Origin of the sequence: Pseudomonas sp. NFACC32-1, assembly GCF_900101215.1 — a bacterium.
Lineage (GTDB): Bacteria > Pseudomonadota > Gammaproteobacteria > Pseudomonadales > Pseudomonadaceae > Aquipseudomonas.
In genome coordinates, this window is record NZ_FMUL01000006.1 from 112318 (window position 1) to 137838 (window position 25521).

25 protein-coding genes are annotated in these 25521 nt (G+C 60.8%); 17 read left to right on the forward strand and 8 right to left on the reverse strand.

Translation table 11 applies throughout. The features are described 5' to 3' along the window. Positions 1-68: 68 nt before the first annotated feature. Entirely contained in the window at positions 69-1064 is a 996-nt protein-coding gene (locus BLP99_RS12030) for a flagellar protein MotY (RefSeq protein WP_072395022.1), read from the reverse strand. A gap of 190 nt (positions 1065-1254) precedes the next feature. Between BLP99_RS12030 and pyrC the strand changes: the two genes are divergently transcribed. Both pyrC and rnt read left to right on the forward strand, forming a co-directional pair. Then, the gene (gene pyrC, locus BLP99_RS12035; RefSeq protein WP_076406394.1) at positions 1255-2301 is read left to right on the forward strand and encodes a dihydroorotase; all 1047 of its coding nucleotides are present in this window, start codon (positions 1255-1257) and stop codon (positions 2299-2301) included. Beyond that, positions 2298-2975 (forward strand): ribonuclease T, encoded by a 678-nt coding sequence (rnt, locus tag BLP99_RS12040; RefSeq protein WP_072395027.1) that lies wholly within the window; start codon positions 2298-2300, stop codon positions 2973-2975. The genes pyrC and rnt overlap by 4 nt, the downstream gene beginning before the upstream one ends. Before the next feature lie 103 nt (positions 2976-3078). Here the strand turns inward: rnt and BLP99_RS12045 are convergent, their stop codons facing one another. Beyond that, a complete protein-coding gene (locus BLP99_RS12045) occupies positions 3079-3681 on the reverse strand; it encodes a peroxiredoxin (RefSeq protein ID WP_072395029.1) in 603 nt (200 codons plus the stop codon). Positions 3682-3977: 296 nt separating this feature from the next. Between BLP99_RS12045 and BLP99_RS12050 the strand changes: the two genes are divergently transcribed. Next, on the forward strand, positions 3978-4196 hold the full coding sequence (locus BLP99_RS12050) for a bacterioferritin-associated ferredoxin (protein ID WP_003178704.1): 219 nt from the start codon (positions 3978-3980) through the stop codon (positions 4194-4196). Positions 4197-4395: 199 nt separating this feature from the next. Continuing rightward, positions 4396-4869, forward strand: a complete 474-nt coding sequence (gene bfr / locus BLP99_RS12055) for a bacterioferritin (RefSeq protein WP_072395031.1) — start codon at positions 4396-4398, stop codon at positions 4867-4869. Positions 4870-5034: 165 nt separating this feature from the next. Here the strand turns inward: bfr and grxD are convergent, their stop codons facing one another. The 3 genes from grxD to BLP99_RS12070 all read right to left on the reverse strand — a co-directional run bounded on the left by grxD (position 5035) and on the right by BLP99_RS12070 (position 8001). Then, complete coding sequence (gene grxD / locus BLP99_RS12060) at positions 5035-5373, reverse strand: Grx4 family monothiol glutaredoxin (RefSeq protein WP_072395033.1); 339 nt, start codon at positions 5371-5373, stop codon at positions 5035-5037. Between the two features lie 99 nt (positions 5374-5472). Further along, positions 5473-7581 carry a molybdopterin oxidoreductase family protein gene (locus BLP99_RS12065; protein WP_072395035.1) on the reverse strand — a complete coding sequence of 703 codons (2109 nt, stop codon included), beginning with the start codon at positions 7579-7581 and terminating at the stop codon, positions 5473-5475. A gap of 132 nt (positions 7582-7713) precedes the next feature. Next, positions 7714-8001: a hypothetical protein gene (locus BLP99_RS12070; RefSeq protein ID WP_072395037.1), complete on the reverse strand. Its 288-nt coding sequence runs from the start codon at positions 7999-8001 to the stop codon at positions 7714-7716. Positions 8002-8401: 400 nt separating this feature from the next. Between BLP99_RS12070 and argF the strand changes: the two genes are divergently transcribed. Then, entirely contained in the window at positions 8402-9322 is a 921-nt protein-coding gene (argF, locus tag BLP99_RS12075) for an ornithine carbamoyltransferase (protein ID WP_072431865.1), read from the forward strand. Then, entirely contained in the window at positions 9319-10428 is a 1110-nt protein-coding gene (locus BLP99_RS12080; RefSeq protein WP_072431866.1) for an ABC transporter ATP-binding protein, read from the forward strand. The genes argF and BLP99_RS12080 overlap by 4 nt, the downstream gene beginning before the upstream one ends. Positions 10429-10492: 64 nt before the next feature. On the opposite strand, the gene BLP99_RS12085 is transcribed toward BLP99_RS12080, so the two are convergent. Then, positions 10493-11275, reverse strand: coding sequence for a PhzF family phenazine biosynthesis protein (locus BLP99_RS12085; RefSeq protein ID WP_092180381.1), 783 nt, complete (start codon positions 11273-11275; stop codon positions 10493-10495). 163 nt (positions 11276-11438) lie between these two features. Beyond that, entirely contained in the window at positions 11439-11909 is a 471-nt protein-coding gene (gene ybaK, locus BLP99_RS12090; RefSeq protein WP_072395045.1) for a Cys-tRNA(Pro) deacylase, read from the reverse strand. Between the two features lie 319 nt (positions 11910-12228). Here ybaK and BLP99_RS12095 point away from each other — a divergent pair, with 319 nt between their 5' ends. From BLP99_RS12095 to BLP99_RS12145, 11 genes are all read left to right on the forward strand, one after another. Next, positions 12229-13080, forward strand: a complete 852-nt coding sequence (locus BLP99_RS12095; protein ID WP_072395047.1) for an MIP/aquaporin family protein — start codon at positions 12229-12231, stop codon at positions 13078-13080. A 70-nt stretch (positions 13081-13150) separates the two neighbouring features. After that, positions 13151-14656, forward strand: coding sequence for a glycerol kinase GlpK (glpK, locus tag BLP99_RS12100; RefSeq protein ID WP_072395049.1), 1506 nt, complete (start codon positions 13151-13153; stop codon positions 14654-14656). Between the two features lie 83 nt (positions 14657-14739). Beyond that, positions 14740-15495, forward strand: a complete 756-nt coding sequence (locus BLP99_RS12105) for a DeoR/GlpR family transcriptional regulator (RefSeq protein WP_072395051.1) — start codon at positions 14740-14742, stop codon at positions 15493-15495. A 340-nt stretch (positions 15496-15835) separates the two neighbouring features. After that, a complete protein-coding gene (gene glpD / locus BLP99_RS12110) occupies positions 15836-17374 on the forward strand; it encodes a glycerol-3-phosphate dehydrogenase (protein WP_072431894.1) in 1539 nt (512 codons plus the stop codon). 447 nt (positions 17375-17821) lie between these two features. Next, the gene (locus BLP99_RS12115; protein WP_072395052.1) at positions 17822-18736 is read left to right on the forward strand and encodes a glutamate/aspartate ABC transporter substrate-binding protein; all 915 of its coding nucleotides are present in this window, start codon (positions 17822-17824) and stop codon (positions 18734-18736) included. Between the two features lie 193 nt (positions 18737-18929). Then, complete coding sequence (locus tag BLP99_RS12120) at positions 18930-19676, forward strand: amino acid ABC transporter permease (RefSeq protein ID WP_092180383.1); 747 nt, start codon at positions 18930-18932, stop codon at positions 19674-19676. Further along, the gene (locus BLP99_RS12125; RefSeq protein WP_072395056.1) at positions 19676-20347 is read left to right on the forward strand and encodes an amino acid ABC transporter permease; all 672 of its coding nucleotides are present in this window, start codon (positions 19676-19678) and stop codon (positions 20345-20347) included. The genes BLP99_RS12120 and BLP99_RS12125 overlap by 1 nt, the downstream gene beginning before the upstream one ends. Next, positions 20344-21078, forward strand: a complete 735-nt coding sequence (locus BLP99_RS12130; protein WP_072395058.1) for an amino acid ABC transporter ATP-binding protein — start codon at positions 20344-20346, stop codon at positions 21076-21078. Before BLP99_RS12125 ends, BLP99_RS12130 begins: the two co-directional genes overlap by 4 nt. A gap of 161 nt (positions 21079-21239) precedes the next feature. Further along, complete coding sequence (locus BLP99_RS12135; RefSeq protein ID WP_072395060.1) at positions 21240-23141, forward strand: two-component sensor histidine kinase AauS; 1902 nt, start codon at positions 21240-21242, stop codon at positions 23139-23141. Between the two features lie 44 nt (positions 23142-23185). Next, the gene (locus BLP99_RS12140) at positions 23186-24463 is read left to right on the forward strand and encodes a two-component response regulator AauR (RefSeq protein WP_231991131.1); all 1278 of its coding nucleotides are present in this window, start codon (positions 23186-23188) and stop codon (positions 24461-24463) included. Between the two features lie 26 nt (positions 24464-24489). After that, on the forward strand, positions 24490-24819 hold the full coding sequence (locus BLP99_RS12145) for a GlpM family protein (protein WP_165887865.1): 330 nt from the start codon (positions 24490-24492) through the stop codon (positions 24817-24819). 52 nt (positions 24820-24871) lie between these two features. On the opposite strand, the gene BLP99_RS12150 is transcribed toward BLP99_RS12145, so the two are convergent. After that, positions 24872-25486 (reverse strand): NAD(P)-dependent oxidoreductase, encoded by a 615-nt coding sequence (locus BLP99_RS12150; RefSeq protein ID WP_072431868.1) that lies wholly within the window; start codon positions 25484-25486, stop codon positions 24872-24874. Between the last annotated feature and the right edge of the window lie 35 nt (positions 25487-25521).

Genomic DNA, 25521 nt, shown 5'->3' on the forward strand with positions numbered 1-25521 from the left:
TTTACAGAGGCGCGACAGCTTATGACGACGAAGCGACAGATTATGTCGAGCGCGCGACGATCAGCCCTTCAGGATGTCCGCGCCGCCGTGGTCGCCACAGGCTTGCCTGGAGCCGAGGCAGGTGCCGGAGCGGGCGCAGGCGCCCTGGCCGGAGCCGCGGCGGGTGGTGACGGCGGGGTTGCCGGTTGCGGTGCCGGTGCCGGTGCTTCGGTGGGCTCGACACGCGACAACTGCACCACCACCCGACGGTTCCTGGCCCGGTTGGCCGCGTTGGTGTTCGCCACCAGGGGATAACGCTCGCCATGGAAACGCAAGGTGATCTGCGACTCCTGGAAACCATTGGCCTTGAAGAAGTCCATGACCGCCAATGCCCGGCGACGGGACAGTTCACGGTTGGTCAAACGGTTGCCGCTGTTATCGGAATGGCCATCCAGCTCGACGTGATTGACGCTCGGGTCAGCCTTGATGAAGTCGAGCATCACTTGCAACTGGGCCTTGGCCCGGGCGTCGAGTTCGATCCCTTCCCCAGGGAAGGCAATCTGGGTCTGCTTGATCTGCTCGAAGTTCTTGGGCAGCAGCTTCGCCACGCAGCCTTGATAGTCGTTGAAGGCCTTGCTGAAGCGCACGGGCAGCAGTCGCACCTCCGAGACCCGGCCATCCTCGGTATTGCGTCGCACCACCGGGCTGCGCCCCTCCATCAACCCGCTGATCAAACGGCCCGCCTGGACCTGGGAGCTGTTGAACAGCACATCGCCACTGCCGAGCCTGACCGAACCCAGGTTGATATCGCCTCGTCCCGGCTGCCACGGCGCCGCGGCGGCCAGCAAGGTCGCGGAGCCACCGCCGAGCATCGGGTTATAGGCCTTGAGCCGGAACGTCGCCTGCTCACCCGCGCGTCGCACGAACTCGCCACTGCCGAAATCGGTGATCGGCTGGCTCAGCCGACACTCGAACTTGTCGCCTTCGACCGTCCACTCAATGCTCTCCAGACGGGTCTGGAAAGTGAGCGCCATGGCGGGAAGGCTGGCAAACACACTGAGCAAGGCTAGATAACGCTGGCGCACGGGAGGCTCCACTGGCTTTATACAAAAATCGATACACGCCGAGGCGTGACGCCGGTCCGGGGCATTGTCCCGGATCACGGACATACCTGAAGGGGCTATCGGTAACTTGCGGCAAAACTTGATAGCGGATGCCTGCAACAGTCTTTTCCGGTAGCATTCCCCAGAGTTTGACCCGCCTGGAAGCCCCTCAATGTCCGACCGCCTGACCCTGCTGCGTCCCGACGACTGGCATATTCATCTTCGCGATGGTGCTGTGTTGACCCATACCGTCGCCGATGTGGCGCGTACCTTCGGGCGCGCAATCATCATGCCCAACCTGGTTCCGCCTGTACGCAACGCCGCCGAGGCCGATGGTTATCGCCAGCGCATCCTGGCCGCGCGGCCGGCCGGCAGCCGCTTCGAACCGCTGATGGTGCTTTACCTCACCGACCGTACCCAGCCCGAGGAAATCCGCGACGCCAAGGCCAGCGGCTTCGTCCATGCCGCCAAGTTGTACCCGGCTGGCGCCACGACGAACTCGGATTCCGGCGTCACCAGCATCGACAGGATCTTCCCGGTGCTGGAGGCCATGGCCGAAGTCGGGATGCCGTTGCTGATCCACGGAGAAGTCACCCGCGGTGATGTCGACGTGTTCGATCGCGAGAAAATCTTCATCGACGAGCATATGCGCCGCGTCGTGGAGCGCTTCCCGACTCTCAAGGTGGTGTTCGAGCACATTACCACCGCCGATGCCGTGCAATTCGTCAAGGAAGCGCCGGCCAACGTCGGCGCCACCATCACGGCGCATCACCTGTTGTACAACCGCAACCACATGCTGGTAGGCGGGATCCGGCCGCATTTCTATTGCCTGCCGATCCTCAAGCGCAACACCCACCAGGAGGCCTTGCTCGACGCCGCCACCAGTGGCAGCGCCAAGTTTTTCCTCGGCACGGATTCGGCGCCCCACGCCCGTCACGCCAAGGAAGCCGCTTGCGGTTGCGCCGGCTGCTACACCGCCTACGCCGCCATCGAAATGTATGCCGAGGCGTTCGAACAGCGTAATGCGCTGGACAGGCTCGAAAGCTTCGCCAGCCTCCACGGCCCTCGGTTCTATGGCCTGCCGGTGAACACCGATCGTATTACGCTGGTCCGCGACGAGTGGACCGCCCCTGCCAGCCTGCCCTTCGGCGAGCAGACTGTCATCCCGCTGCGCGCCGGTGAAAAACTGCGCTGGCGCCTGCTGGAGGAAACACCGTGAGTGAAGAGCATTTCGACGACGAACTGGACGGCAACGGTGGTTCGGGCGGCATCCGTCACCCCATGGCTGCACGGTTCCGGGGCTATCTGCCTGTCGTCGTTGACGTAGAGACCGGCGGTTTCAACTCCGCCACCGATGCGCTGCTGGAAATCGCCGCGACCACCATCGGCATGGACGAAAAAGGGTTCGTTTTCCCTGACCACACCTATTTCTTCCGCGTCGAACCGTTCGAAGGCGCCAACATCGAAGCGGCGGCCCTGGAGTTCACCGGGATCAAGCTCGACCATCCGTTGCGCATGGCGGTAAGCGAAGAGACAGCCCTGACCGACATCTTCCGTGGCGTCCGCAAGGCGCTCAAGGCCAATGGTTGCAAGCGCGCGATCCTGGTGGGTCATAACAGCAGCTTCGACCTGGGTTTCCTCAACGCAGCCGTTGCCCGCCTGGACATGAAGCGCAATCCGTTCCACCCGTTTTCCAGCTTCGACACTGCAACCCTGGCGGGCCTGGCATACGGCCAGACCGTCCTGGCCAAGGCCTGTCAGGCGGCCGACATCGATTTCGATGGTCGTGAGGCGCACTCGGCCCGCTACGACACCGAGAAGACCGCCGAGCTGTTCTGCGGCATCGTCAACCGGTGGAAAGAGCTGGGCGGCTGGCAGGATTTCGACGACTAGAGAGTAGAGTCAACCCAGCTCTGTGTTTCAGCCGATGATCCGGCTTGAAATACCCATAAAAAAACCGGCCACCAAGGGCCGGTTTTTTTTATGCCTGATTCGCTTACAGCTTGTCGCCGTGCTCGCCCAGGTAGGCAGCAACACCTTCCGGGGAAGCGGTCATGCCTTTGTCGCCTTTTTTCCAGTTGGCCGGGCAGACTTCGCCGTGCTCTTCGTGGAATTGCAGAGCGTCGACCAGACGGATCAGCTCTTCCATGTTACGACCCAGCGGCAGGTCGTTGACGATCTGCGAACGGACCACGCCTTTGTCGTCGATCAGGAACGCGCCACGGAAAGCCACGCCGCCTTCGGACTCGACATCATAGGCCTTGGCGATTTCGTGCTTCATGTCGGCAGCCATGGTGTATTTCACCGGGCCGATGCCGCCGCCGTTGATTGGCGTGTTACGCCATGCGTTGTGAGTGAAGTGCGAGTCGATGGAAACAGCGATCACTTCCACGTTGCGAGCCTTGAAGTCGTCCATGCGGTGGTCCAGGGCGATCAGCTCGGATGGGCAGACGAAGGTGAAGTCCAGCGGGTAGAAGAACACCAGGCCGTATTTGCCTTTGATGGCCGACGACAGGGTGAAGCTGTCGACGATCTCGCCATTGCCGAGAACGGCAGGAACAGTGAAGTCAGGGGCTTGCTTGCCTACGAGTACGCTCATTGAATATCTCCTGGTGTAGTAACGTGAAAAACTCAGGTCCGCGCCAGCCTGCCACCCTCAGACGACAGCCCTGTGACACGAACCCGCTTCGCAAGGACCGACCATCATACACCGCCCATTTGAGCTCTTCTCAACGGTTTTTGGTGATATCGAAAAATCGACAGCCCGTCTTGGAAAGCCGTTCGTCAGCCCGGCATCTCTCTGGCCTGGAAGCGTCGAGAAACCACTTTGACAATCATTCTCGTTAACATTAAGATCCGTCTCACTTAAGCCACAACCCGCGACGGTTCTTACTTATGTATGTTTGCCTCTGCACTGGCGTCACCGACGGACAAATCCGCGAAGCGATCTATGAAGGTTGCTGCAGCTATCGTGAAGTCCGCCAGGCCACCGGCGTAGCCAGCCAATGCGGCAAATGCGCATGCCTGGCCAAGGAAGTGGTTCGTGAAACCCTCGCCAAAGTACAAACGGCCCAGGCATCGATCCCCTACCCTGTAGAATTTACCGCCGCGTAAACACCGCTTTCCAAGGAACCGGACTCAATGTCCGGTTTTTTTATGCCTGTAAATCAAACGCTTAGCTTCCAGACGCGGAACACAAACATTCTTATTCCGATTAATTTTCATTTATTATTCAATAACTTAGGTTTGACACCCGGAAATGCGCGGCTCAAACTCTGCCTCATACACAGCTATTTTACAGGCAGGCCTCACCATGAAAGGCGACATTACAGTCATCCAGCATCTCAACAAGATCCTTGCCAATGAGCTGGTCGCAATCAATCAATACTTCCTGCACGCACGCATGTATGAAGATTGGGGCCTGAACAAGCTGGGCAAGCACGAGTACCACGAGTCCATCGACGAGATGAAACACGCGGACAAGCTGATCAAGCGCATCCTGTTCCTTGAAGGCCTGCCCAACGTCCAGGACCTGGGCAAGCTGCACATCGGCGAACACACCCGCGAAATGCTCGAATGCGACCTGCGTATCGAACGCACCGGGCATGCCGACCTGAAGGCCGCCATCGCCCACTGCGAAAGCGTTGGCGACTTCGGCAGCCGCGAACTGCTTGAAGACATTCTCGAGTCCGAGGAAGAGCATATCGACTGGCTGGAAACCCAGCTGGGCCTGATCGACAAAGTGGGCCTGGAGAATTACCTGCAATCGCAGATGGGCGACGAATAACCTCCGGCAAACGCGAACCAACAAAAAGCCCCGCCCTCTTGTGAGAGGCGGGGCTTTTTGTTGCCGGGATTTCAGGCAGTACCGACATCCACCCTGGAGGGAGCAGGCTCGCCCCACAAGGTTTGGCGCTTACCACAACCGGTGCGGTGAACCGACGCCCTTGGATCAGGCCTCGGTCTTCTTGGTCGCGTTGGCGACTGCTTCCTTGATGGTGCTCTGCAGGGAACCGTCAGCAGCCATTTCAACCATGATGTCACTGCCACCGATCAGCTCACCGGCAACCCACAGTTGTGGAAAGGTTGGCCAGTTGGCGTACTTGGGCAGGTTGGCGCGGATTTCCGGGTTCTGCAGGATGTCGACATAGGCAAACTTCTCGCCACATCCCATCACGGCCTGAGCAGCCTTGGCCGAGAAACCGCACTGTGGCGCATTCGGCGAGCCTTTCATGTAGAGCAGCACGGTGTTGTTGGCAATCTGTTCTTTGATGGTTTCGATGATATCCATGGAGCACCTCGGCTTAAACTTCGCGACTCAAGTCGTCGACACGGTGGCGCATTGTAACGGAAACCCGAGCAAGGTGCTCGGTCTACGCCAGAGACAAATTCACGCAGCCGCCACCTTCACAGGCACACCGTTGAGGGCCGCGTTGCCGGACAATTCATCGAGCTGGCACTCATCGGTCAGGTCATTGGCACTGGAGCCGGGTTGCCCACTGGCGATACTCATCTGCACCCCCGGCCGGGCGTGTCCCCAGCCATGGGGCAGGCTGACAACGCCTTTCATCATGTCGGAGCAACCCTGCACTTCAACTTCAATCACGCCCACCCGCGAGCTGACCTTCACTCGCTGCCCATCATCCAGCCCACGACTGGCCAGGTCGTCAGGATGCATCAGCAAGTGATGACGCGACTTGCCTTTCACCAGCCGATGGAAATTATGCATCCAGGAATTGTTGCTGCGAACGTGTCGACGACCGATCATCAGCAATTCGTCTGGCTGAGGGGCCTGCATCGCGGCGAACCGCCCGATATCGGCGAGGATCACGGCGGGAGCAGCCTGTATCCGCTGGTTTTCGGTTTTCAATCGCGACGCCAGGTTGGGCTTGAGCGCACCGAGGTCAAGGCCGTGCGGATGGTCGAACAGGGTCGCCAGGGACAGTTTGTGTGACGAGGCATCTCCATAAGGCCCTGCCCGCAAACCGAAATCGATCATCTGCGCGGGCGGCATGGTGGGCTTGAGCTCCTTGCCGGTCCTGGCGGCGAAGGCCTTGGCCAGGCCGACAAAGATCTCCCAATCGTGCAGCGCCCCTTCCGGCTTGGGCAGGATGGCCCGGTTGAAACGGGTCACATTGCGCACCGCGAAAAGGTTGAACGTGGTGTCATAGTGGTCATTTTCCAGCGCCGACGTCGAAGGCAGGATCAGGTCGGCGTAGCGGGTGGTTTCGTTGATGTACAGGTCCACGCTGACCATGAACTCCAGACCGTCCAGCGCCTGTTCCAGCTGTCGCCCGTTGGGCGTCGACAGCACCGGGTTGCCGGCCACCGTCACCAGGGCGCGAATCTGTCCTTCACCCTCGGTGAGCATTTCCTCGGCCAGGGTCGATACCGGCAACTCCCCGGCATACTCGGGACGCCCGGACACACGGCTTTGCCAGCGGTTGAAATGTCCACCCGAAGTGGTGGCGACCAGGTCCACCGCCGGTTCGGTGCACAAGGCGCCCCCCACTCGGTCCAGGTTACCGGTCACCAGGTTGATCACCTGGATCAGCCAGTGGCACAGCGTACCGAATGCCTGGGTCGAAACGCCCATCCGCCCGTAGCAGACAGCCGACGGGGCCGCGGCGAAGTCTCGGGCCAACTGACGGATCTGCGTTGCGGGCACCGCACACAGCGGGCTCATGGCCTCGGCCGTGAAGGCGGCCACAGCCTGGCGCACCTCTTGCAGCCCATCCACCGGCAAATGACTATCACGGGTCAGGCCTTCGCTGAACAGGGTATTGAGCATGCCGAACAACAGCGCGGCATCACCGCCTGGGCGCACGAAGAGGTGCTGGCTCGCGATGGCGGCCGTTTCGCTACGACGCGGATCGACCACCACCACTTTGCCGCCGCGGGCCTGGATCGCCTTGAGGCGTTTTTCCACGTCTGGCACGGTCATGATGCTGCCATTGGATGCCAGAGGATTGCCGCCCAGGATCAGCATGAAGTCGGTGTGATCGATGTCCGGGATCGGCAGCAGCAGGCCATGACCGTACATCAGGTGGCTGGTCAGGTGATGGGGCAACTGGTCCACGGAGGTCGCAGAGAAACGGCTGCGGGTCTTGAGCAGACCCAGGAAATAATTGCTGTGGGTCATCAGCCCGTAGTTGTGCACGCTGGGGTTGCCCTGATAGACCGCCACCGCATTCTGGCCGTGACGCGCCTGGATGTCCGCCAGGCGTTCGGCTACCAGCGCGAAGGCGTCTTCCCAGGCAATGGGCTGCCATTGACTGCCCACCCGCTGCATGGGTTGGCGCAGTCGGTCCGGATCGTTCTGGATATCCTGCAAGGCCACTGCCTTGGGGCAGATATGCCCCCGGCTGAAGCTGTCCAGCGAATCGCCCTTGATCGAGGTGATCGCCAGGCCCTGGCCTTCGGTTTCGGTGGTTTCCAGGGTCAAGCCACAGATGGCTTCACACAGATGGCACGCACGGTGATGAAGAGTCTTGGTCATGGCCAGTCTCTGTTTTATTCGTGGCGGGCACTTTTGGCCGCGGGAACAAAACTATGGCGCCTGGACCGTCACCGCGCCAGCGACGTTCGTCCTGTGAATTGCCGGGCATCAGGCTTGCCGATGAAGTTGGCGTCAGGGCTGCTCCACAGGAGGCGCCAGCAGCTGGATCTCCTCGACAGTCTCCACCTGTTCCTGGGCCATCGGCACGCCGGTCAGCTCGCCGATCAGACGCCAATGCTCGTCGAGCCCTCCGCTGATAGTGGCCATGCGATCGATCATGCGCCGTCCGGCGGCCTTGATGACTTCATCGTCGCTGCGCAACAACTCGAACGACATGGACGTCATCGAGGCGGTAAGGTGCGTCAGGGAGCGTGCCGTCAGCCCCAGCAATTCCATCAGTTGTTGCTCTTTCGAATCCATTTCGACGCTCCTGCCTCTAAGAGGTCTTTTATAACCCAGCCCCCTGCTTTAGGAAATGCTCACATCCGACAACTGACAGGCAGATCCTCAAACGCGAGCGCAAACCATCCACCAACGGCCTCGCCCCCGCCCTGCTTGATTGCCAAGCCGTATACCGCCAGTGTACAAAGGGATCGCCGCTGTCAGGAAACCGGCCTCGAATCGCCTCCGTATTCGTACGCCGGCCTCGCTGAATTCCCCTAAAAACCAGGGCACTATTGGTAATACGCGACATTTAATGTCAATATCGCGCCTTCCCCTATTTTCGTCGCCCCGTGCGGCTTTTGCCGCAGGTCTCGCCCGTTTTTTCGTTAAACAAGGCTTTGAGCATCTGCGGTCAGTTACAAAAAGGTAGTCAATGATGAGCGCAAGGCACTTTCTCTCCCTGATGGACTTCACGACCGATGAGTTGCTCGGCGTGATCCGTCGAGGCGTGGAGCTCAAGGACCTGCGTAACCGCGGTGTACTGTTCGAGCCCTTGAAAAACCGCGTGCTGGGGATGATCTTCGAGAAGTCGTCGACCCGCACCCGCATTTCGTTCGAAGCCGGCATGATCCAGCTCGGCGGCCAGGCGATCTTCCTGTCGCCCCGCGACACCCAGCTGGGCCGCGGCGAGCCGATCAGCGATTGCGCCATCGTCATGTCCAGCATGCTCGATGTCGTGATGATCCGAACCTTTGCCCACAGCACCCTGACCGAGTTTGCGGCCCACTCCCGCGTACCGGTGATCAACGGCCTGTCCGACGACCTGCACCCCTGCCAGTTGCTGGCCGACATGCAGACGTTCCTCGAACACCGTGGCTCGATCCAGGGCAAGACCGTCGCCTGGGTCGGTGATGGCAACAACATGTGCAACAGCTATATAGAAGCGTCGATGCAACTCGACTTCCAGCTGCGCATTGCCTGTCCCGAAGGCTACGACCCCAACCCTGAACTGGTGGCCAGGGCCGGGGACCGTGTCACCATCGTCCGCGATCCGAAACTGGCAGTGCCCGGCGCGCACCTGGTGAGCACCGACGTCTGGACCTCCATGGGCCAGGAAGAAGAAACCGCCAAGCGACTCAAGGATTTCGCGCCGTTCCAGGTCACCCGGGCGCTGCTCGACCTGGCGACACCTGAAGTGCTGTTCATGCATTGCCTGCCCGCTCACCGCGGCGAGGAGATCAGCTTCGATGTCCTGCAAGACCCACGGGCGGTAGCGTGGGACCAGGCAGAGAACCGTCTCCATGCGCAGAAGGCCCTGCTGGAGTTTCTCGTCGAGCCGGCGTACCACCACGCATGAGCCATCCCCTGCTCCTGAACCTGCATGACCTGGCCTGTGGTTACCAGAACCAGCGGGTCGTGCAAAACCTCAACCTGCACCTCAATGCCGGCGATATCGGTTGCCTGCTCGGCTCCTCCGGGTGCGGCAAGACCACGACGCTGCGGGCCATAGCCGGTTTCGAACCGGTGCATGCAGGGGAGATCCAACTGGACGGGCAAATTATTTCCCGCGCCGGCTTCACCCTCGCCCCGGAAAAACGCCGCATCGGCATGGTGTTCCAGGATTACGCACTGTTCCCTCACCTGAGCGTGGCCGAGAACATTGCCTTCGGCATTCGCAAGCATCCGGACAAGGAACGCGTGGTCGAAGAACTCCTGGAACTGGTCAACCTGAAGAACCTGGGCAAGCGCTTGCCCCATGAGCTCTCCGGCGGCCAGCAACAACGCGTGGCGCTGGCCCGTGCGTTGGCCCCGGAGCCACAACTGTTGTTGCTCGACGAACCTTTCTCCAATCTCGACGGCGAGCTGCGACGCAAGCTCAGTCATGAGGTGCGCGACATCCTCAAGGCCCGCGGTACCAGCGCGATCCTGGTCACACACGACCAGGAAGAAGCCTTTGCCGTGAGCGACCATGTCGGTGTATTCAAGGAAGGTCGACTCGAGCAGTGGGATACGCCCTACAACCTCTATCACGAACCGCTGACGCCGTTCGTTGCCAGTTTCATCGGCCAGGGTTATTTCATTCGTGGCCAACTCGACAGCCCGGAATCGGTCCAGACCGAACTGGGGGTGCTGCGCGGCAATCGAGCCTACACCTGGCCCATCGGCTGCGCAGTGGACGTACTGCTGCGGCCGGACGATATCGTCTACTCCCCCGATAGCCCGCTCACCGCCACGATCGTCGGCAAGACATTCCAGGGGGCTTCAACCCTGTATCGCCTCCAACTGCCGACGGGAGCACAGCTGGAATCGATCTTCCCGAGCCACGCCGACCATCAGGTCGGCGCCAGTGTCGGCATCCGGGTGTCGGCTGAACACCTGGTGCTGTTCCAGGCTTCCGGCAGCACGGCGGCGCATATCCCGCCAGTGGAAAGCGGCGTGCGCCGATACAGCAGCGCCAACTGATGTTCAAGTGTTCGCCTTTGAGGCGAGGGAAAATGCCCCCTCGCCTCAAGCGCATGGAAAGTGGTCAGCCCAGCATCAGGATCCCGCTGGCTACCAGCGTCGCATTGCCACCGATCTTCACGCGCTCGCCCTCCAGCCTGCAGAACAGCGCCCCGCCCCGTGCCGAGCACTGGTAAGCCGTCAGCCCTAGCTTGCCCAGACGCTTGGACCAGTATGGAATCAGGCTGCAATGGGTCGAGCCGGTCACCGGGTCTTCGTTGATGCCAATGGCAGGCGCGAAGTAACGTGAGACGAAGTCATGCCGGCTGCCGGGTGCGGTCACGATGGCGCCGGGCCACGGCAATTTCGCCAGGGCCGCCATGTCCGGCTTGCAGTCGAGTACCGCCTGTTCCGACTCCAGCACCACGAACAGCTCATTGAAGCCCAGCACATCCACCGCCTCGACGCCCAGGGCGCTCTGGACCGCCAGGGATGCTCCTACTTCCCCAGGCATGGTGGCAGGGAAATCCAGCCACAGCCGATCCCCTTCGCGAGTGACGCTCAAAGGCCCGGATTTGCAGATAAAGTCCAGCCTCTCCACCGTTTCGTGATAGATCTCGAACAACACGTAGGCACTGGCCAAGGTGGCGTGCCCACATAAGGGCACTTCAGTGGTGGGGGTAAACCAACGGATATGCCAACGCTGGCCTTCGCGTACCAGAAAAGCCGTCTCGGCCAGGTTGTGTTCCGAGGCGATCTTCTGCATCAAGTCATCGGCAAGCCAGGCGTCAAGTCGGTAGACCATCGCCGGGTTACCGCCAAACGGCCGGTCACTGAACGCATCGACTTGATGAAACGCGAGCTGCATGGCACTTCTCCTTGTTATTGATGCACCAGCATGAAGGCTGAGGACACCGGTTATCCAGTGACAGATCGGCGGATTTTTCACCCGACAGAACAGGACCGACGATCCAGGTCCCATCGTGCCGGACGCGCTGCCCCACTTCGCGAGAAGGCAGAAAACGGCTCTTTCAAGCCCGCCCGATCTGCGCGAACTTCGCCCCGGTGTGTTCGGCCAATACCGAAGGCGCCAGTTCCACTTCCAGGCCACGCCGTCCCGCGCTGACAAAGATGCTGGCGAAGGGCTGGGCGGAACTGTCGATGAACGTCCGCAGGCGTTTTTTCTGCCCCAAGGGGCTGATACCTCCGAGCAGGTAACCAGTGGAGCGTTGCGCGGCCGCCGGATCGGCCATCTCGACTTTCTTCACACCCGCGGCATGAGCCAGCGCCTTCAGGTCCAGGCTGCCGGCTACAGGCACCACGGCCACCAACAGCTCACCTTTTTCGCTCGCCGCCAATAACGTCTTGAACACTTGCGCCGGATCGAGTTCCAGTTTTTCTGCAGCTTCCAGACCGTACGAGGCGGCCTTGGGATCATGTTCGTAACTGTGGATACGATGATCGGCGCGCACCTTTTTCAGCAGATCCAATGCGGGGGTCATGACCGCTCCTGACGAGAAATCAAAAAAGAGTGAACGGGATTCTAAGTGATCGGCATCCAAAAGGCTTCGGGGCACGGCACCACGCTATAGGAGAGATATCGGCACCATGGTCATTCACATCATTGATAGTTGAAAAGTGACTGCTGGTTCATTTTCGACCTTTGACAGTAGCGTTTCTTGTCTATATTTTTTCGAAACTGAAAGACATATCGTGTGTCTACAAGCAACACCCGAGCCCAGGATGGGGATCCTGCCTCGGTGAAAAACGCGCGATCGAAGCCTTACCGAATGCGCGGACAACAACAAAACCGAGGTTTGCATGACAGTCGATCTACAACAGCCGTCCCTTTCCAGCCAGTGCCTGGCCGAATTCCTCGGAACCGCCCTGCTGATCTTTTTTGGAACCGGTTGTGTTGCAGCGCTCAAGGTCGCGGGTGCCAGTTTCGGCCTGTGGGAAATCAGCATCATCTGGGGCGTCGGTGTCAGCATGGCGATCTACCTCAGCGCGGGTGTTTCCGGCGCGCACCTGAACCCCGCCGTCAGCATCGCCCTGTGCATCTTCACCGACTTCGAAAAACGCAGATTGCCCTTCTATATTGTTTGCCAGGTCGCCGGCGCCTTTTGCGGCGCGCTCCTGGTCTACCTGCTGTACAGCAACCTGTTCTTCGATTTCGAACAATCCCGCCACATGATTCGCGGCACCCAGACCAGCCTCGAACTGGCCTCGGTGTTTTCCACCTACCCGCACCCGGCGCTGTCCACCGGCCAGGCCTTCCTGGTGGAAACGATCATCACCGCCATCCTGATGGGGGTGATCATGTCCCTGACGGACGACAACAACGGTCTGCCTCGCGGCCCGTTGGCACCACTGCTGATCGGCCTGCTGATCGCAGTGATCGGCAGCTCGATGGGCCCGTTGACCGGCTTCGCGATGAACCCGGCACGGGACTTCGGCCCCAAGCTGATGACTTTCTTCGCCGGCTGGGGTGAAATTTCCCTTACCGGTGGACGTGATATCCCGTACTTCCTGATTCCGATTTTTGCACCCATTGTCGGTGCATGCCTGGGCGCCGCGGCTTATCGAGGGCTGATTGCCCGACATCTGCCCAGCGCCACCCATGCTACAAAGGACGCCACACCGGCCATTGACGGCAAGGCCAGAACCTCTTGAAACAGTGGGTGCGCATCGCATGCTGTGCACCGTGGGCTTTATCCCTCATTTACGTCCCAAGGCAATCGACATGACCGATATCCAGAACAAGAACTACATCATTGCCCTCGATCAGGGTACGACCAGCTCCCGAGCGATCATCTTCGACCGCGACGCCAATGTGGTCGGCACCGCCCAGCGCGAATTCGTCCAGCACTACCCGCAGCCCGGCTGGGTCGAACACGACCCGATGGAGATCTTCGCCACCCAGAGCGCCGTCATGGTCGAAGCCCTGGCCCAGGCCGGCCTGCACCATGACCAGGTGGCCGCCATCGGCATCACCAACCAGCGTGAAACCACGGTGGTCTGGGACAAGACCACCGGCCGCCCGATCTACAACGCCATCGTCTGGCAGTGCCGGCGCAGCACCGAAATCTGCCAGCAGCTCAAGCGCGACGGCCATGAGCAATACATCAGCGACACCACCGGCTTGGTCACCGACCCGTATTTCTCCGGCACCAAGCTCAAGTGGATCCTGGACAATGTCGAAGGCAGCCGCGAGCGCGCGCGCAACGGTGAACTGCTGTTCGGCACCGTAGACAGCTGGCTGATCTGGAAATTTACCGGCGGCAAGGTGCATGTCACCGACTACACCAACGCCTCGCGCACCCTGCTGTTCAACATCCACTCGCTGGAGTGGGACGCGAAGATGCTCGACATCCTGGACATCCCCCGGGAAATGCTGCCGGAAGTAAAGCCCTCATCGCAGATCTATGGCCGCACCAAGAGCGGCATCGCCATCGGCGGCATCGCCGGTGACCAGCAGGCCGCCCTTTTCGGCCAGATGTGCGTGGAACCGGGCCAGGCCAAGAACACCTACGGTACCGGCTGCTTCCTGCTGATGAACACCGGCGACAAGGCCGTCAAGTCCAGCCACGGCATGCTCACCACCATCGCCTGCGGTCCCCGCGGCGAAGTGGCCTATGCCCTGGAAGGCGCGGTGTTCAACGGCGGCTCCACCGTGCAGTGGCTGCGCGATGAGCTGAAGATCATCAATGACGCCCTCGATACCGAATACTTCGCCAACAAGGTCAAGGACAGCAACGGCGTGTACCTCGTGCCGGCCTTCACCGGCCTGGGCGCTCCCTATTGGGACCCCTACGCCCGTGGTGCACTGTTCGGCCTGACCCGTGGCGTGCGGGTCGACCACATCATTCGCGCAACACTGGAGTCGATCGCCTACCAGACCCGCGATGTGCTCGACGCCATGCAACAGGACGCCGGCGAACGTCTCAAAGCGCTGCGCGTGGATGGCGGCGCGGTGGCGAACAACTTCCTGATGCAATTTCAGGCGGACATCCTGGGAACCCGGGTAGAACGTCCGAAAATGCGCGAAACCACCGCCCTGGGCGCTGCCTACCTGGCCGGCCTGGCCTGCGGTTTCTGGGGCAGCCTGGAAGAACTGCGCGGCAAAGCGATGATCGAGCGCGAATTCGAACCGCAACTGGACGAACAAGCCAAGGAAAAACTCTACGCAGGCTGGAAAAAAGCGGTCAGCCGCACCCGCGATTGGGAGCCCCACGAAGACGCCGAATAAGCCCCTGAGGGTCTGAAACTGGCCGGGAGTGGATTCCTGCGGCATCATGGGCAAATTTTGTATGGCAGCCCAAAGGAAGCCCCATGAATCTGCCTCCCCGTCAGCAGCAAATCCTCGAACTGGTCCGCGAGCGCGGCTATGTCAGTATCGAGGAAATGGCGCAGTTATTCGTCGTGACTCCGCAGACCATCCGCCGCGACATCAATCAACTGGCGGAAATGAATCTGCTGCGCCGCTACCACGGCGGCGCGGCCTACGACTCAAGCGTGGAAAACACCGCCTACGCCATGCGCGCCGATCAGATGCGCGACGAGAAGCAACGTATCGCCGAAGCCATCGCCGCCCAGATCCCCGATCACGCCTCGCTGTTCATCAACATCGGCACCACCACTGAATCCATCGCCCGGGCGCTGCTCAATCACAACCATCTCAAGGTCATCACCAACAACCTTCACGTGGCCTCGATCCTCAGCGCCAAGGACGACTTCGAAGTCCTGATCGCCGGCGGCAACGTACGCCGTGACGGTGGCGTGGTGGGCCAGGCCAGCGTCGACTTCATCAACCAGTTCAAGGTGGACTTCGCCCTGGTGGGCATCAGCGGTATCGACGAAGACGGCAGCCTGCTGGATTTCGACTACCAGGAAGTGCGCGTCTCCCAGGCGATCATCGCCAACGCCCGGCAGGTGCTGCTGGCGGCGGACTCCAGCAAGTTCGGGCGCAACGCCATGGTTCGCCTGGGCCCCATCAGCTTGATCGATTGCCTGGTGACCGACCAGCAACCCGTGCCGGCCCTGGCGCAATTGCTGAGCCAGCACAAGATTCGGCTGGAAGTGGTCTGACGCCCTCTCGGTACCCTGTGGCGACAGGATTCTGTGGCGAGGGGATTCATCCCCGCCGGGTTGCGCAGCAATCCCAATACAGTCACTCAATTTGCCTGGTATACCGAGTCGCGCAAATCCAGGGTTGCTGCGCAACCCAACGGGGATGAATCCCCTCGCCACAAATACCTCCTGCCTGCGTCAAGCAATCTTCGTGTTCGAAAATTTTCCTTTCAGCTTCCTTTGATCAGTATTTTCAATCGAAGTTGGCTGGCTGTTGCTGTCTTTATGGGCTAGTATTTTTCGCAAATGAACATTAATGTTCGATTTCAAATATTCAAAAAGACCCCGAGGCCAGCCGATGCCCACTTCTACCTTGCCTACGCCCCCTCTCGCCGAAGTTTATGACATCGCCGTCATCGGTGGCGGCATCAATGGCGTGGGGATCGCCGCGGATGCTGCCGGTCGCGGTCTTTCGGTGTTCCTTTGCGAAAAGGACGACCTGGCCAGCCACACTTCGTCGGCCAGCAGCAAACTGATCCATGGCGGCCTGCGCTATCTCGAACATTACGAGTTCCGCCTGGTGCGTGAAGCGCTGGCCGAGCGCGAAGTGTTGCTGACCAAGGCTCCGCACATCGTCAAGCAGATGCGCTTCGTGTTGCCCCATCGCCCGCACCTGCGTCCGGCGTGGATGATCCGCGCCGGCCTGTTCCTCTATGACCACCTGGGCAAGCGCGAGCAGCTCGCCGGCTCCAGGAGCCTGAAGTTCGGCGCCGACAGCGCGTTGAAAAGCGAAATCACCAAGGGCTTCGAATATTCCGATTGCTGGGTCGATGACGCGCGGCTGGTGGTGCTCAATGCCATGGCCGCCCGGGAAAAAGGCGCCCACATCCATACACGCACCCGTTGCGTGAACGCTCGTCGCAGCAAGGGGCTGTGGCACTTGAACCTGGAACGTGCCGACGGCAGCCTGTTCTCGATCCGTTCCAAGGCACTGGTGAATGCCGCCGGCCCGTGGGTCGCCAAGTTCATCCGCGACGACCTGAAAATGGAATCGCCCTATGGCATCCGGCTGATCCAGGGTAGCCATGTCATCGTGCCAAAACTCTACGAAGGCGAACATGCGCACATTCTTCAGAACGAAGACCAACGAATCGTGTTCACCATTCCCTATCTGAACCAATTCACCCTGATCGGCACCACCGACCGCGAATACACCGGCGACCCGGCCAAGGTAGCGATTACCGACGGCGAAACCGATTACCTGTTGAATGTGGTCAACGCCCACTTCAAGAAGCAGATCAGCCGCAGCGATATCCTGCACAGCTATTCCGGCGTACGCCCGTTATGCAACGACGAGTCGGACAACCCCTCGGCAGTCACCCGGGACTACACCCTGGCGCTGTCCGGCGGCGGCGAAGACGCCCCGCTGCTGTCGGTATTCGGTGGCAAGCTGACCACCTACCGCAAACTGGCCGAATCGGCCATGGCGCAGCTGGCGCCGTATTTCACCCAGATGCGCCCGAGCTGGACGGCCGTCGACCCGCTGCCCGGTGGCGAAAACATGACCACGCCACAAGCATTGTGCTCTTCGATCCGCGACAAGTTCGACTGGGTACCGACCGAGCTCGCCCGCCGTTGGGCCACCACGTATGGCAGCCGTACCTGGCGCATGCTCGAAGGCGTGCACAGCCTGGCAGACCTGGGCGAACACATCGGTGGCGGCCTCTACACCCGGGAAGTCGACTACCTGTGCAGCGATGAATGGGCCGTCAGCGCCCAGGACATCCTGTGGCGCCGCAGCAAACTGGGCTTGTTTACCAGCGCGGCCGAACAGCAAAAGCTTCAACAGTACCTGGACGAGGTCGAACACAACCGCCGCAAGATAGAAGCGGCCTGACGAATATTGCGCACAACCTAAAGCCCCTGAATCCAGCGATTCAGGGGCTTTTTGCTATCCGGCGTCCACCGATGCCCCCAGTGGGAGCGAGCTTGCTCGCGATGAGAGCTGCACATTCAACACCCTGTGGAGATTGACACACCGCTGTCGCGAGCAAGTTCGCTCCCACAATAGCTCAGGGCAGGTTCAACGCATTCGGTTTTCCGAACGCGACCCGACAGTCAATTCGGCTAACCGGATAAACAAGCTATACAAAATCCGAAACAAAACATTAATTTCATTTCAAAACAACAAGTTAGCTATACATCACTGGCCTGGCACGAGTCATGCTCTACACTCGTGGAGACGATTGTCCGGGTGCCAGCACAACAGGAGCTACCGGACATCAGAGGTACTCAGGGCCGACGTACCGGCCGAAATAAAAAAAACAATGTCGAGGAAACATCGATGCGTATCGTTCCCCATCTCCTGGGCGCAGCCATTGCTGCCGCTCTGATCAGCACTCCAGTCTTCGCGGCCGAACTGACCGGCACGCTGAAAAAGATCAAAGAGTCCGGCGTCATCACGCTCGGGCATCGCGACGCTTCCATTCCGTTTTCCTACATCGCGGACGCTTCCGGTAAACCGGTCGGCTACTCCCACGACATCCAGTTGAAAGTCGTCGAGGCGCTGAAAAAAGACCTGGACATGCCGAACCTGCAGGTCAAGTACAACCTGGTCACCTCCCAGACCCGTATCCCGCTGGTGCAGAACGGCACCGTGGACCTGGAGTGCGGCTCCACCACCAACAACGTGGAACGCCAGCAGCAGGTTGATTTCTCCGTCGGCATCTTCGAGATCGGCACTCGCCTGCTCTCCAAGAAAGATTCCAAGTACAAGGATTTCGACGATCTCAAAGGCAAGAACGTCGTGACCACCGCCGGCACCACCTCCGAGCGCCTGCTCAAGGCGATGAACGCCGACAAGCAGATGGGCATGAACGTCATCTCCGCCAAGGACCACGGCGAGTCCTTCCAGATGCTGGAATCGGGCCGTGCCGTTGCGTTCATGATGGACGACGCCCTGCTGGCCGGCGAAGCCGCCAAGGCCAAGAAGGCCAGCGACTGGGAAGTGACCGGTACCCCACAGTCGTATGAAATCTATGGCTGCATGATGCGCAAGGGCGACGCGCCGTTCAAAAAGGCCGTGGATGACGCCATCGTGGCCACCTACAAGTCGGGCGAAATCAACAAGATCTACGACAAATGGTTCACCCAGCCCATCCCGCCAAAGAACCTGAACCTGAACTTCCCGATGAGCGACGAGCTCAAGGCATTGATCGCCAATCCGACCGACAAGGCGGCTGACGACAAGAAGTCCTGATTTTCTGACTAACCTTATCTCCTGAAGGGGCCCGGCCCTTTCAGGGGATGGTCACTCCCTGCTGGCAATTTTCAGGAAACACTCGAACCGGTGCTATCGAGCCGAACGCGTGTGCCCGGCCGTCAAGGCTGGACGGGAACGGAGCTTCCCCAGGCGGGCATTTGTACATCGAACGATCTGAGGGGAGACCCTGATGAATTACAACTGGGACTGGGGCGTGTTCTTCAAGTCCACCGGCGTGGGCAGCGAGATCTATCTCGACTGGTACGTGGCCGGCCTGGGCTGGACCATTGCCATCGCCGTCGCGGCCTGGATCATTGCCCTGCTGCTGGGCTCGATCCTCGGCGTGATGCGCACCGTGCCGAACCGGCTGGTGTCGGGTATCGCCACTTGCTACGTGGAGCTCTTCCGAAACGTACCACTGCTGGTTCAGCTGTTTATCTGGTATTTCCTGATACCCGACCTGCTGCCCGAGAACCTGCAGGAATGGTACAAGCAGGACCTGAACCCGACCACCTCGGCCTACTTGAGCGTCGTCGTGTGCCTGGGCCTGTTCACCGCCGCCCGGGTTTGCGAACAGGTGCGCACCGGTATCCAGGCACTGCCGCGGGGCCAGGAATCCGCCGCCCGGGCCATGGGCTTCAAGCTGCCGCAGATCTACTGGAACGTGCTGCTGCCCCAGGCCTACCGGATCATCATTCCGCCGCTTACCTCGGAATTCCTCAACGTCTTCAAGAACTCCTCCGTGGCCTCGCTGATCGGCCTCATGGAGTTGCTGGCGCAGACCAAGCAGACCGCCGAGTTCTCCGCCAACCTGTTCGAAGCGTTCACCCTGGCGACGCTGATCTACTTCACCCTGAACATGAGCCTGATGCTGCTCATGAGCATGGTCGAGAAGAAAGTGGCAGTGCCCGGCCTGATCTCCGTAGGGGGTAAATGATGGAATTCGATTTCACGGGCATCGTCCCGGCCATTCCCGGCTTGTGGAACGGCATGGTGATGACGCTCAAGCTGATGGCCCTGGGCGTGGTCGGCGGGATCGTTCTGGGAACGATCCTGGCCCTCATGCGCCTGTCCCACAACAAGCTGGTCTCCAACATCGCCGGCACCTACGTCAACTATTTCCGCTCGATCCCGCTGCTGCTGGTGATCACCTGGTTCTACCTGGCGGTGCCATTCGTGCTGCGCTGGATCACCGGCGAGGACACCCCGATCGGTGCGTTCGGCTCCTGCGTCGTGGCGTTCATGATGTTCGAGGCGGCGTATTTCTGCGAAATCGTGCGGGCCGGCGTGCAGTCGATCCCCAAGGGCCAGATGGGCGCGGCACAGGCACTGGGCATGAATTATGGCCAGACCATGCGCCTGATCATCCTGCCCCAGGCGTTTCGCAAGATGACCCCGCTGCTGCTGCAGCAGAGCATCATCCTGTTTCAGGACACCTCGCTGGTCTACACGGTCGGCCTGGTGGACTTCCTCAATGCTTCGCGGGCCAGTGGCGACATCATCGGCCGCTCCAATGAGTTCCTGATCATCGCAGGTCTCGTGTACTTCACAATCAGCTTTGCCGCCTCGCTGCTGGTCAAGCGTCTGCAAAAAAGGTTCGCCGTATGATCTCTATCAAGAACATCAACAAGTGGTATGGGGACTTCCAGGTACTGACCAATTGCAGCACCGAGGTCAGCAAGGGTGAGGTCGTGGTGGTGTGCGGTCCGTCGGGCTCGGGCAAATCCACGCTGATCAAGTGCGTGAATGCCCTGGAGCCGTTCCAGAAAGGCGACATCGTGGTCGACGGCACGTCCATCGCCGATCCGAAGACCAACCTGCCGAAACTGCGTTCGCGGGTGGGCATGGTGTTCCAGCACTTCGAGCTGTTCCCGCACCTGACCATCACCGAAAACCTGACCATCGCGCAGATCAAGGTGCTGGGTCGCAGCAAGGAAGAAGCCACCAAGAAAGGCCTGCAGTTGCTTGAACGGGTCGGCCTCTCCGCCCATGCCCACAAGCATCCGGGCCAGCTTTCCGGCGGCCAGCAACAGCGCGTGGCCATTGCCCGGGCGCTGGCGATGGACCCGGTGGTGATGCTGTTCGACGAACCGACCTCGGCCCTCGACCCGGAAATGGTCAACGAAGTGCTCGATGTGATGGTGCAACTGGCCCACGAAGGCATGACCATGATGTGCGTGACCCACGAAATGGGCTTCGCCCGCAAAGTGGCGAACCGGGTGATCTTCATGGACCAGGGCCAGATCATCGAGGATTGCGCGAAGGAAGAATTCTTCGGCGACATCAGCGCCCGCTCTGAACGTGCGCAGCATTTCCTCGAGAAGATCCTGCAGCACTAAACAACACCACTCTCCCCTGTGGGAGCGAGCTTGCTCGCGATAGCAGACTGTCAGTCAACATTATTGTCGGCCGGTAAACAGTCATCGCGAGCAAGCTCGCTCCCACAAGGATCCAGTGTTGGCTTGTAGATTTGTGTTGTGGTTGACCCAAGGCTTCTGTGATGAAATGCGACCCCACCCTTTATCGCGCCGCGCCGCCATCACTCGCCGTGAAACCTCGCCTGATCCGCCACCTGTTGCTGCCACCGCTGATCATCGCCCTGACGATCGGCCTGGGTTATCTCGGTTTCTGGATCAGCGAGCACTACGGCATCCGTGGCCTGGCCGAGAACGGCGAGCGCCAGCTGGAGCTGCATGCCCGCGCAGTAGAGAGCGAGATCAGCAAGTACACCTACCTGCCCAGCCTGCTGGAGCTTGAATCCAGCGTCTCGCAACTGCTCGACGACCCGACACCCGAGCATCGCAAGACCGTCAACGAATACCTCGAAGGCCTGAACCGACGCAGCCGCAGCCGGGCCATCTACGTCATGGACACCACCGGTCGGGTCATGGCCACCAGCAACTGGCGCGATGTCGACAGTTACCTGGGCGAAGACCTGTCTTTCCGGGCCTATTTCCAGAACGCCGTGCGTGGTCAACCGGGCCGCTTCTATGGCATCGGCAGTACGAACGGCGAGCCCGGCTATTACCTGGCCCATGGCCTGGAGCAACAAGGCAAGATCATCGGCGTCGCCGTGGTCAAGGTGCGCCTCGAAGCCCTCGAAGAACGCTGGCAACGGGCCCGCCTGGAGGCGTTCGTCAGTGACGAGAATGGCGTCATCATTCTCTCCAGCGATCCGGCACGACGGCTCAAGTCGGTACGACCGCTGAGCGACGAAACCAAGGAACGCCTGGCCCGCAGCCTTCAGTACTACTGGTTCCCGCTGAATGAACTGGTGCCCCTGGACCGGGAGCGGCTAACCGAAGGCATGGAAAAACTGACCTTCCCCGCCAACACCCAGGTGGCGCCCGACAAACAAGCCATCAGCTACCTCTCCCAGACCCGCCCCCTGAGCGATACACCGTGGAATTTCACCTTGTTGACGCCGCTTGAGGACCTGCGCCGACAGGCCGTCAACCAAGGCATCCTGGTAGCGGTGGCGTTCGCCCTGGTGGCGTTCCTGCTGATCGCCTGGAACGAGCGACGCAAGGTCATCGCCACCCGCCTCGCCGCCCGCGAGGCCCTGCAGGAAGCCAACAACCAGCTCGAACGGCGGATTACCGAACGCACCAGCGACCTGCGGGCCAGCAATGAACGCCTCAAGAACCAGATCCGCGAACGCCGCCAGGCCGAAGAGACCCTGCGTCGCGCCCAGGATGAACTGGTCCAGGCGGGAAAACTGGCGGCTATCGGCCAGATGTCCACCAGCATCGCCCACGAACTCAACCAGCCACTGGCAGCCCTGCGCACCCTGTCCGGCAATACCGTGCGCTTCCTGGAGCGTGGCCAGCTGGATATCGCCAATGCCAATCTCAAGACCATCAATGAACTGATCGACCGCATGGGCCGGATCACCGCCAGCCTGCGCTCCTTCGCCCGACGTGGGGACGACCAGGGCCGGGCCAGCCTCGGCAAGGCCGTCGAGGCCGCCTTGCAACTGCTGGGCGCCCGCCTTGAGAACCTGAACGTGAAGGTGCAGGCCGATTTCGATAACGTGCAGGTACAGATCGACCAGACACGCCTGGAGCAGATCCTCGGGAACCTGGTGGGCAATGCCCTGGATGCCATGCAGGCGCAGGCCGAGCCTCGACTGTGGCTTGAAGGCGAAGCCCTGGAGGGCAAGTATCGCCTGCGGGTGCGGGACAATGGCCACGGCATCGATCCGCAGGCACGCAAGCATCTGTTCGAACCTTTCTTCACCACCAAACCCGGCGAGCAGGGCCTTGGCCTGGGCCTGACCCTCTCGGCGAGCCTGGCCGCCGCTGCGGGCGGTCACCTGGAAGTCGAGCACCCCGATGACGGTGGCACCACCTTCGTCCTCAGTTTACCGTTGGTAAGCCTTTCACCTGCCGAGCCGCTATGAACAACGACCTGAGCGTACTGATCGTCGAGGACGATCCCCATGTCCTGCTGGGCTGCCAGCAGGCCCTGGCCCTGGAAGACATTCCCTGCATCGGCGTGGGCAGCGCCGAAGAGGCCCTGGAGCGGGTCGGCGATGATTTTGCCGGCATCGTCATCAGTGACATCCGCCTGCCGGGCATCGATGGACTGGAACTGCTGACCCGTCTCAAGGCGCGGGACCGCAGCCTGCCGGTGGTACTGATTACCGGCCATGGCGACATCTCCATGGCGGTGGGCGCCATGCAGAAAGGCGCCTACGACTTCATGGAGAAACCCTTCTCCCCCGAACGCCTGGTGGATGTCGCCCGCCGTGCCCTGGAGCAGCGCAGCCTGGCCCGGGAGGTCTCCTCCCTGCGCCGGCAATTGGCCGAACGCGACTCCCTGGAAGGTCGGATCATCGGCCGCTCCCCGGCCATGCAGCACTTGCGGGAGCTGATCGCCAACGTTGCCGACACCTCGGCCAACGTCCTGATCGAAGGCGAAACCGGCACCGGCAAGGAACTGGTCGCCCGTTGCCTGCATGATTTCAGCCGCCGCCACGACAAACAGTTCGTTGCGCTGAATTGCGGGGGCCTGCCGGAAAACCTGTTCGAAAGCGAGATTTTCGGCCACGAGGCCAACGCGTTCACCGGGGCCGGCAAGCGTCGGATCGGCAAGATCGAGCACGCCGACGGCGGCACACTGTTTCTCGATGAAGTGGAGAGCATGCCCCTGCCCTTGCAGATCAAGCTGCTGCGGGTATTGCAGGAGCGCACCCTGGAACGCCTGGGATCGAACCAGAGCGTGGCCGTGGATTGCCGGGTGATCGCCGCCACCAAGTCCGACCTGGATGAAATGGGGCGCGCCGGGCAGTTTCGCAGCGACCTGTATTACCGTCTCAACGTGGTGACCCTTGAACTGCCCCCCCTGCGGGAACGACGTGAAGACATCCTCCAGTTGTTCGAACATTTCCTCCAGCAGTCGTCCCTGCGCTTCGACCGTACGCCGCCGGAGCTGGATAACCAGACCCTGTCGAACCTGATGAGCCACGACTGGCCGGGCAATGTGCGAGAACTGCGTAACGTCGCCGAGCGCTTCGCCCTGGGCCTGCCGGCCTTCAAGAAACCCGGAGCCAGTGGCGGCCAGGGGCTGGCCTTCGCCGAAGCGGTGGAAGCCTTCGAGCGCAACCTGCTGGCGGACGCCCTGCAACGCAGCGGTGGCAACCTGACCCAGGCCAGCCAGGAGCTGGGCATGGCCAAGACCACGCTGTTCGATAAAGTCAAGAAATACGGCCTGAGCCATTAACCTGGGGTGATGAAACGGTGGACCTGATTTTCAAGGCGGCGCTGGGTGCGGCGGTGGTGGTCATCCTGGCGATGCTCGCCAAGACCAGGAACTATTACATCGCCGGGCTGGTGCCGTTGTTCCCCACCTTTGCCCTCATCGCCCATTACATCGTCGGCAAGGGTCGCTCGGTGGACGACCTGAAGACCACCATCGTGTTCGGCATGTGGTCGGTCATTCCGTACCTGGTATACCTGGGCACGCTGTATGTGATGGTCGATCGCATGCGCCTGGAAGCTTCGCTGGCCGTGGCGACAGTGGCCTGGCTGATGGCCGCGACGCTACTGGTTAGCGTCTGGGTGAGGGTTCACGCCTGAACAGCCAGGTGTGGGAGCGGTCTCGCTCCCACCGGGGGCACGAGGCGCCGGATCAGTAGCCGACGGTAAAGCGGGCGCGCGGGAACTGCGGGCTTTCCACTTCATCGATCATGGCGATGGCGTAATCGGCGAAGCTGATCCAGCTGCGCCCGGACTCATCGAACAGCAAGTGATCCTCGCCGATACGGAACCGGCCGGTACGCTCGGTTTCGACGAACTCCGCAGAAGGCGAAAGGAAGGTCCAGTCCAGGTCTTGTTCATTGCGCAGCACGTCGAGAAATAACGCGCCGGCCGTGGCTTCGGCAAGGTATTGCTCCGGGAAGCCATCGCTGTCGATCACCCGGCTGTTATCCGGCAGCAGCAACGAACCGGCCCCGCCCACCACCAGCAAGCGCTTGACTCCAGCCGCCTTCACCGGCGCAATGACCTTGTCGGCCGGCACGGTGGCGAAGTGGGCGGCGCTGATCACCACATCATGCCCTGTCACCGCGGCGGTCAACGCCTCGCTATCGAGCACGTCCAGTTGTTTGCTGGTCACTCCGGCCCGCTGGCCGATCTTTGTCGTATTGCGGGCAATGGCCGTGACGCTGTGACCACGACGCAGCGCTTCTTCCAACAGCTGGCTGCCCGCACGCCCGGTGGCGCCGATGATTGCGATCTTGCTCATGATGTTCTCCAGTGATTCGCGATGTTGAATACCTG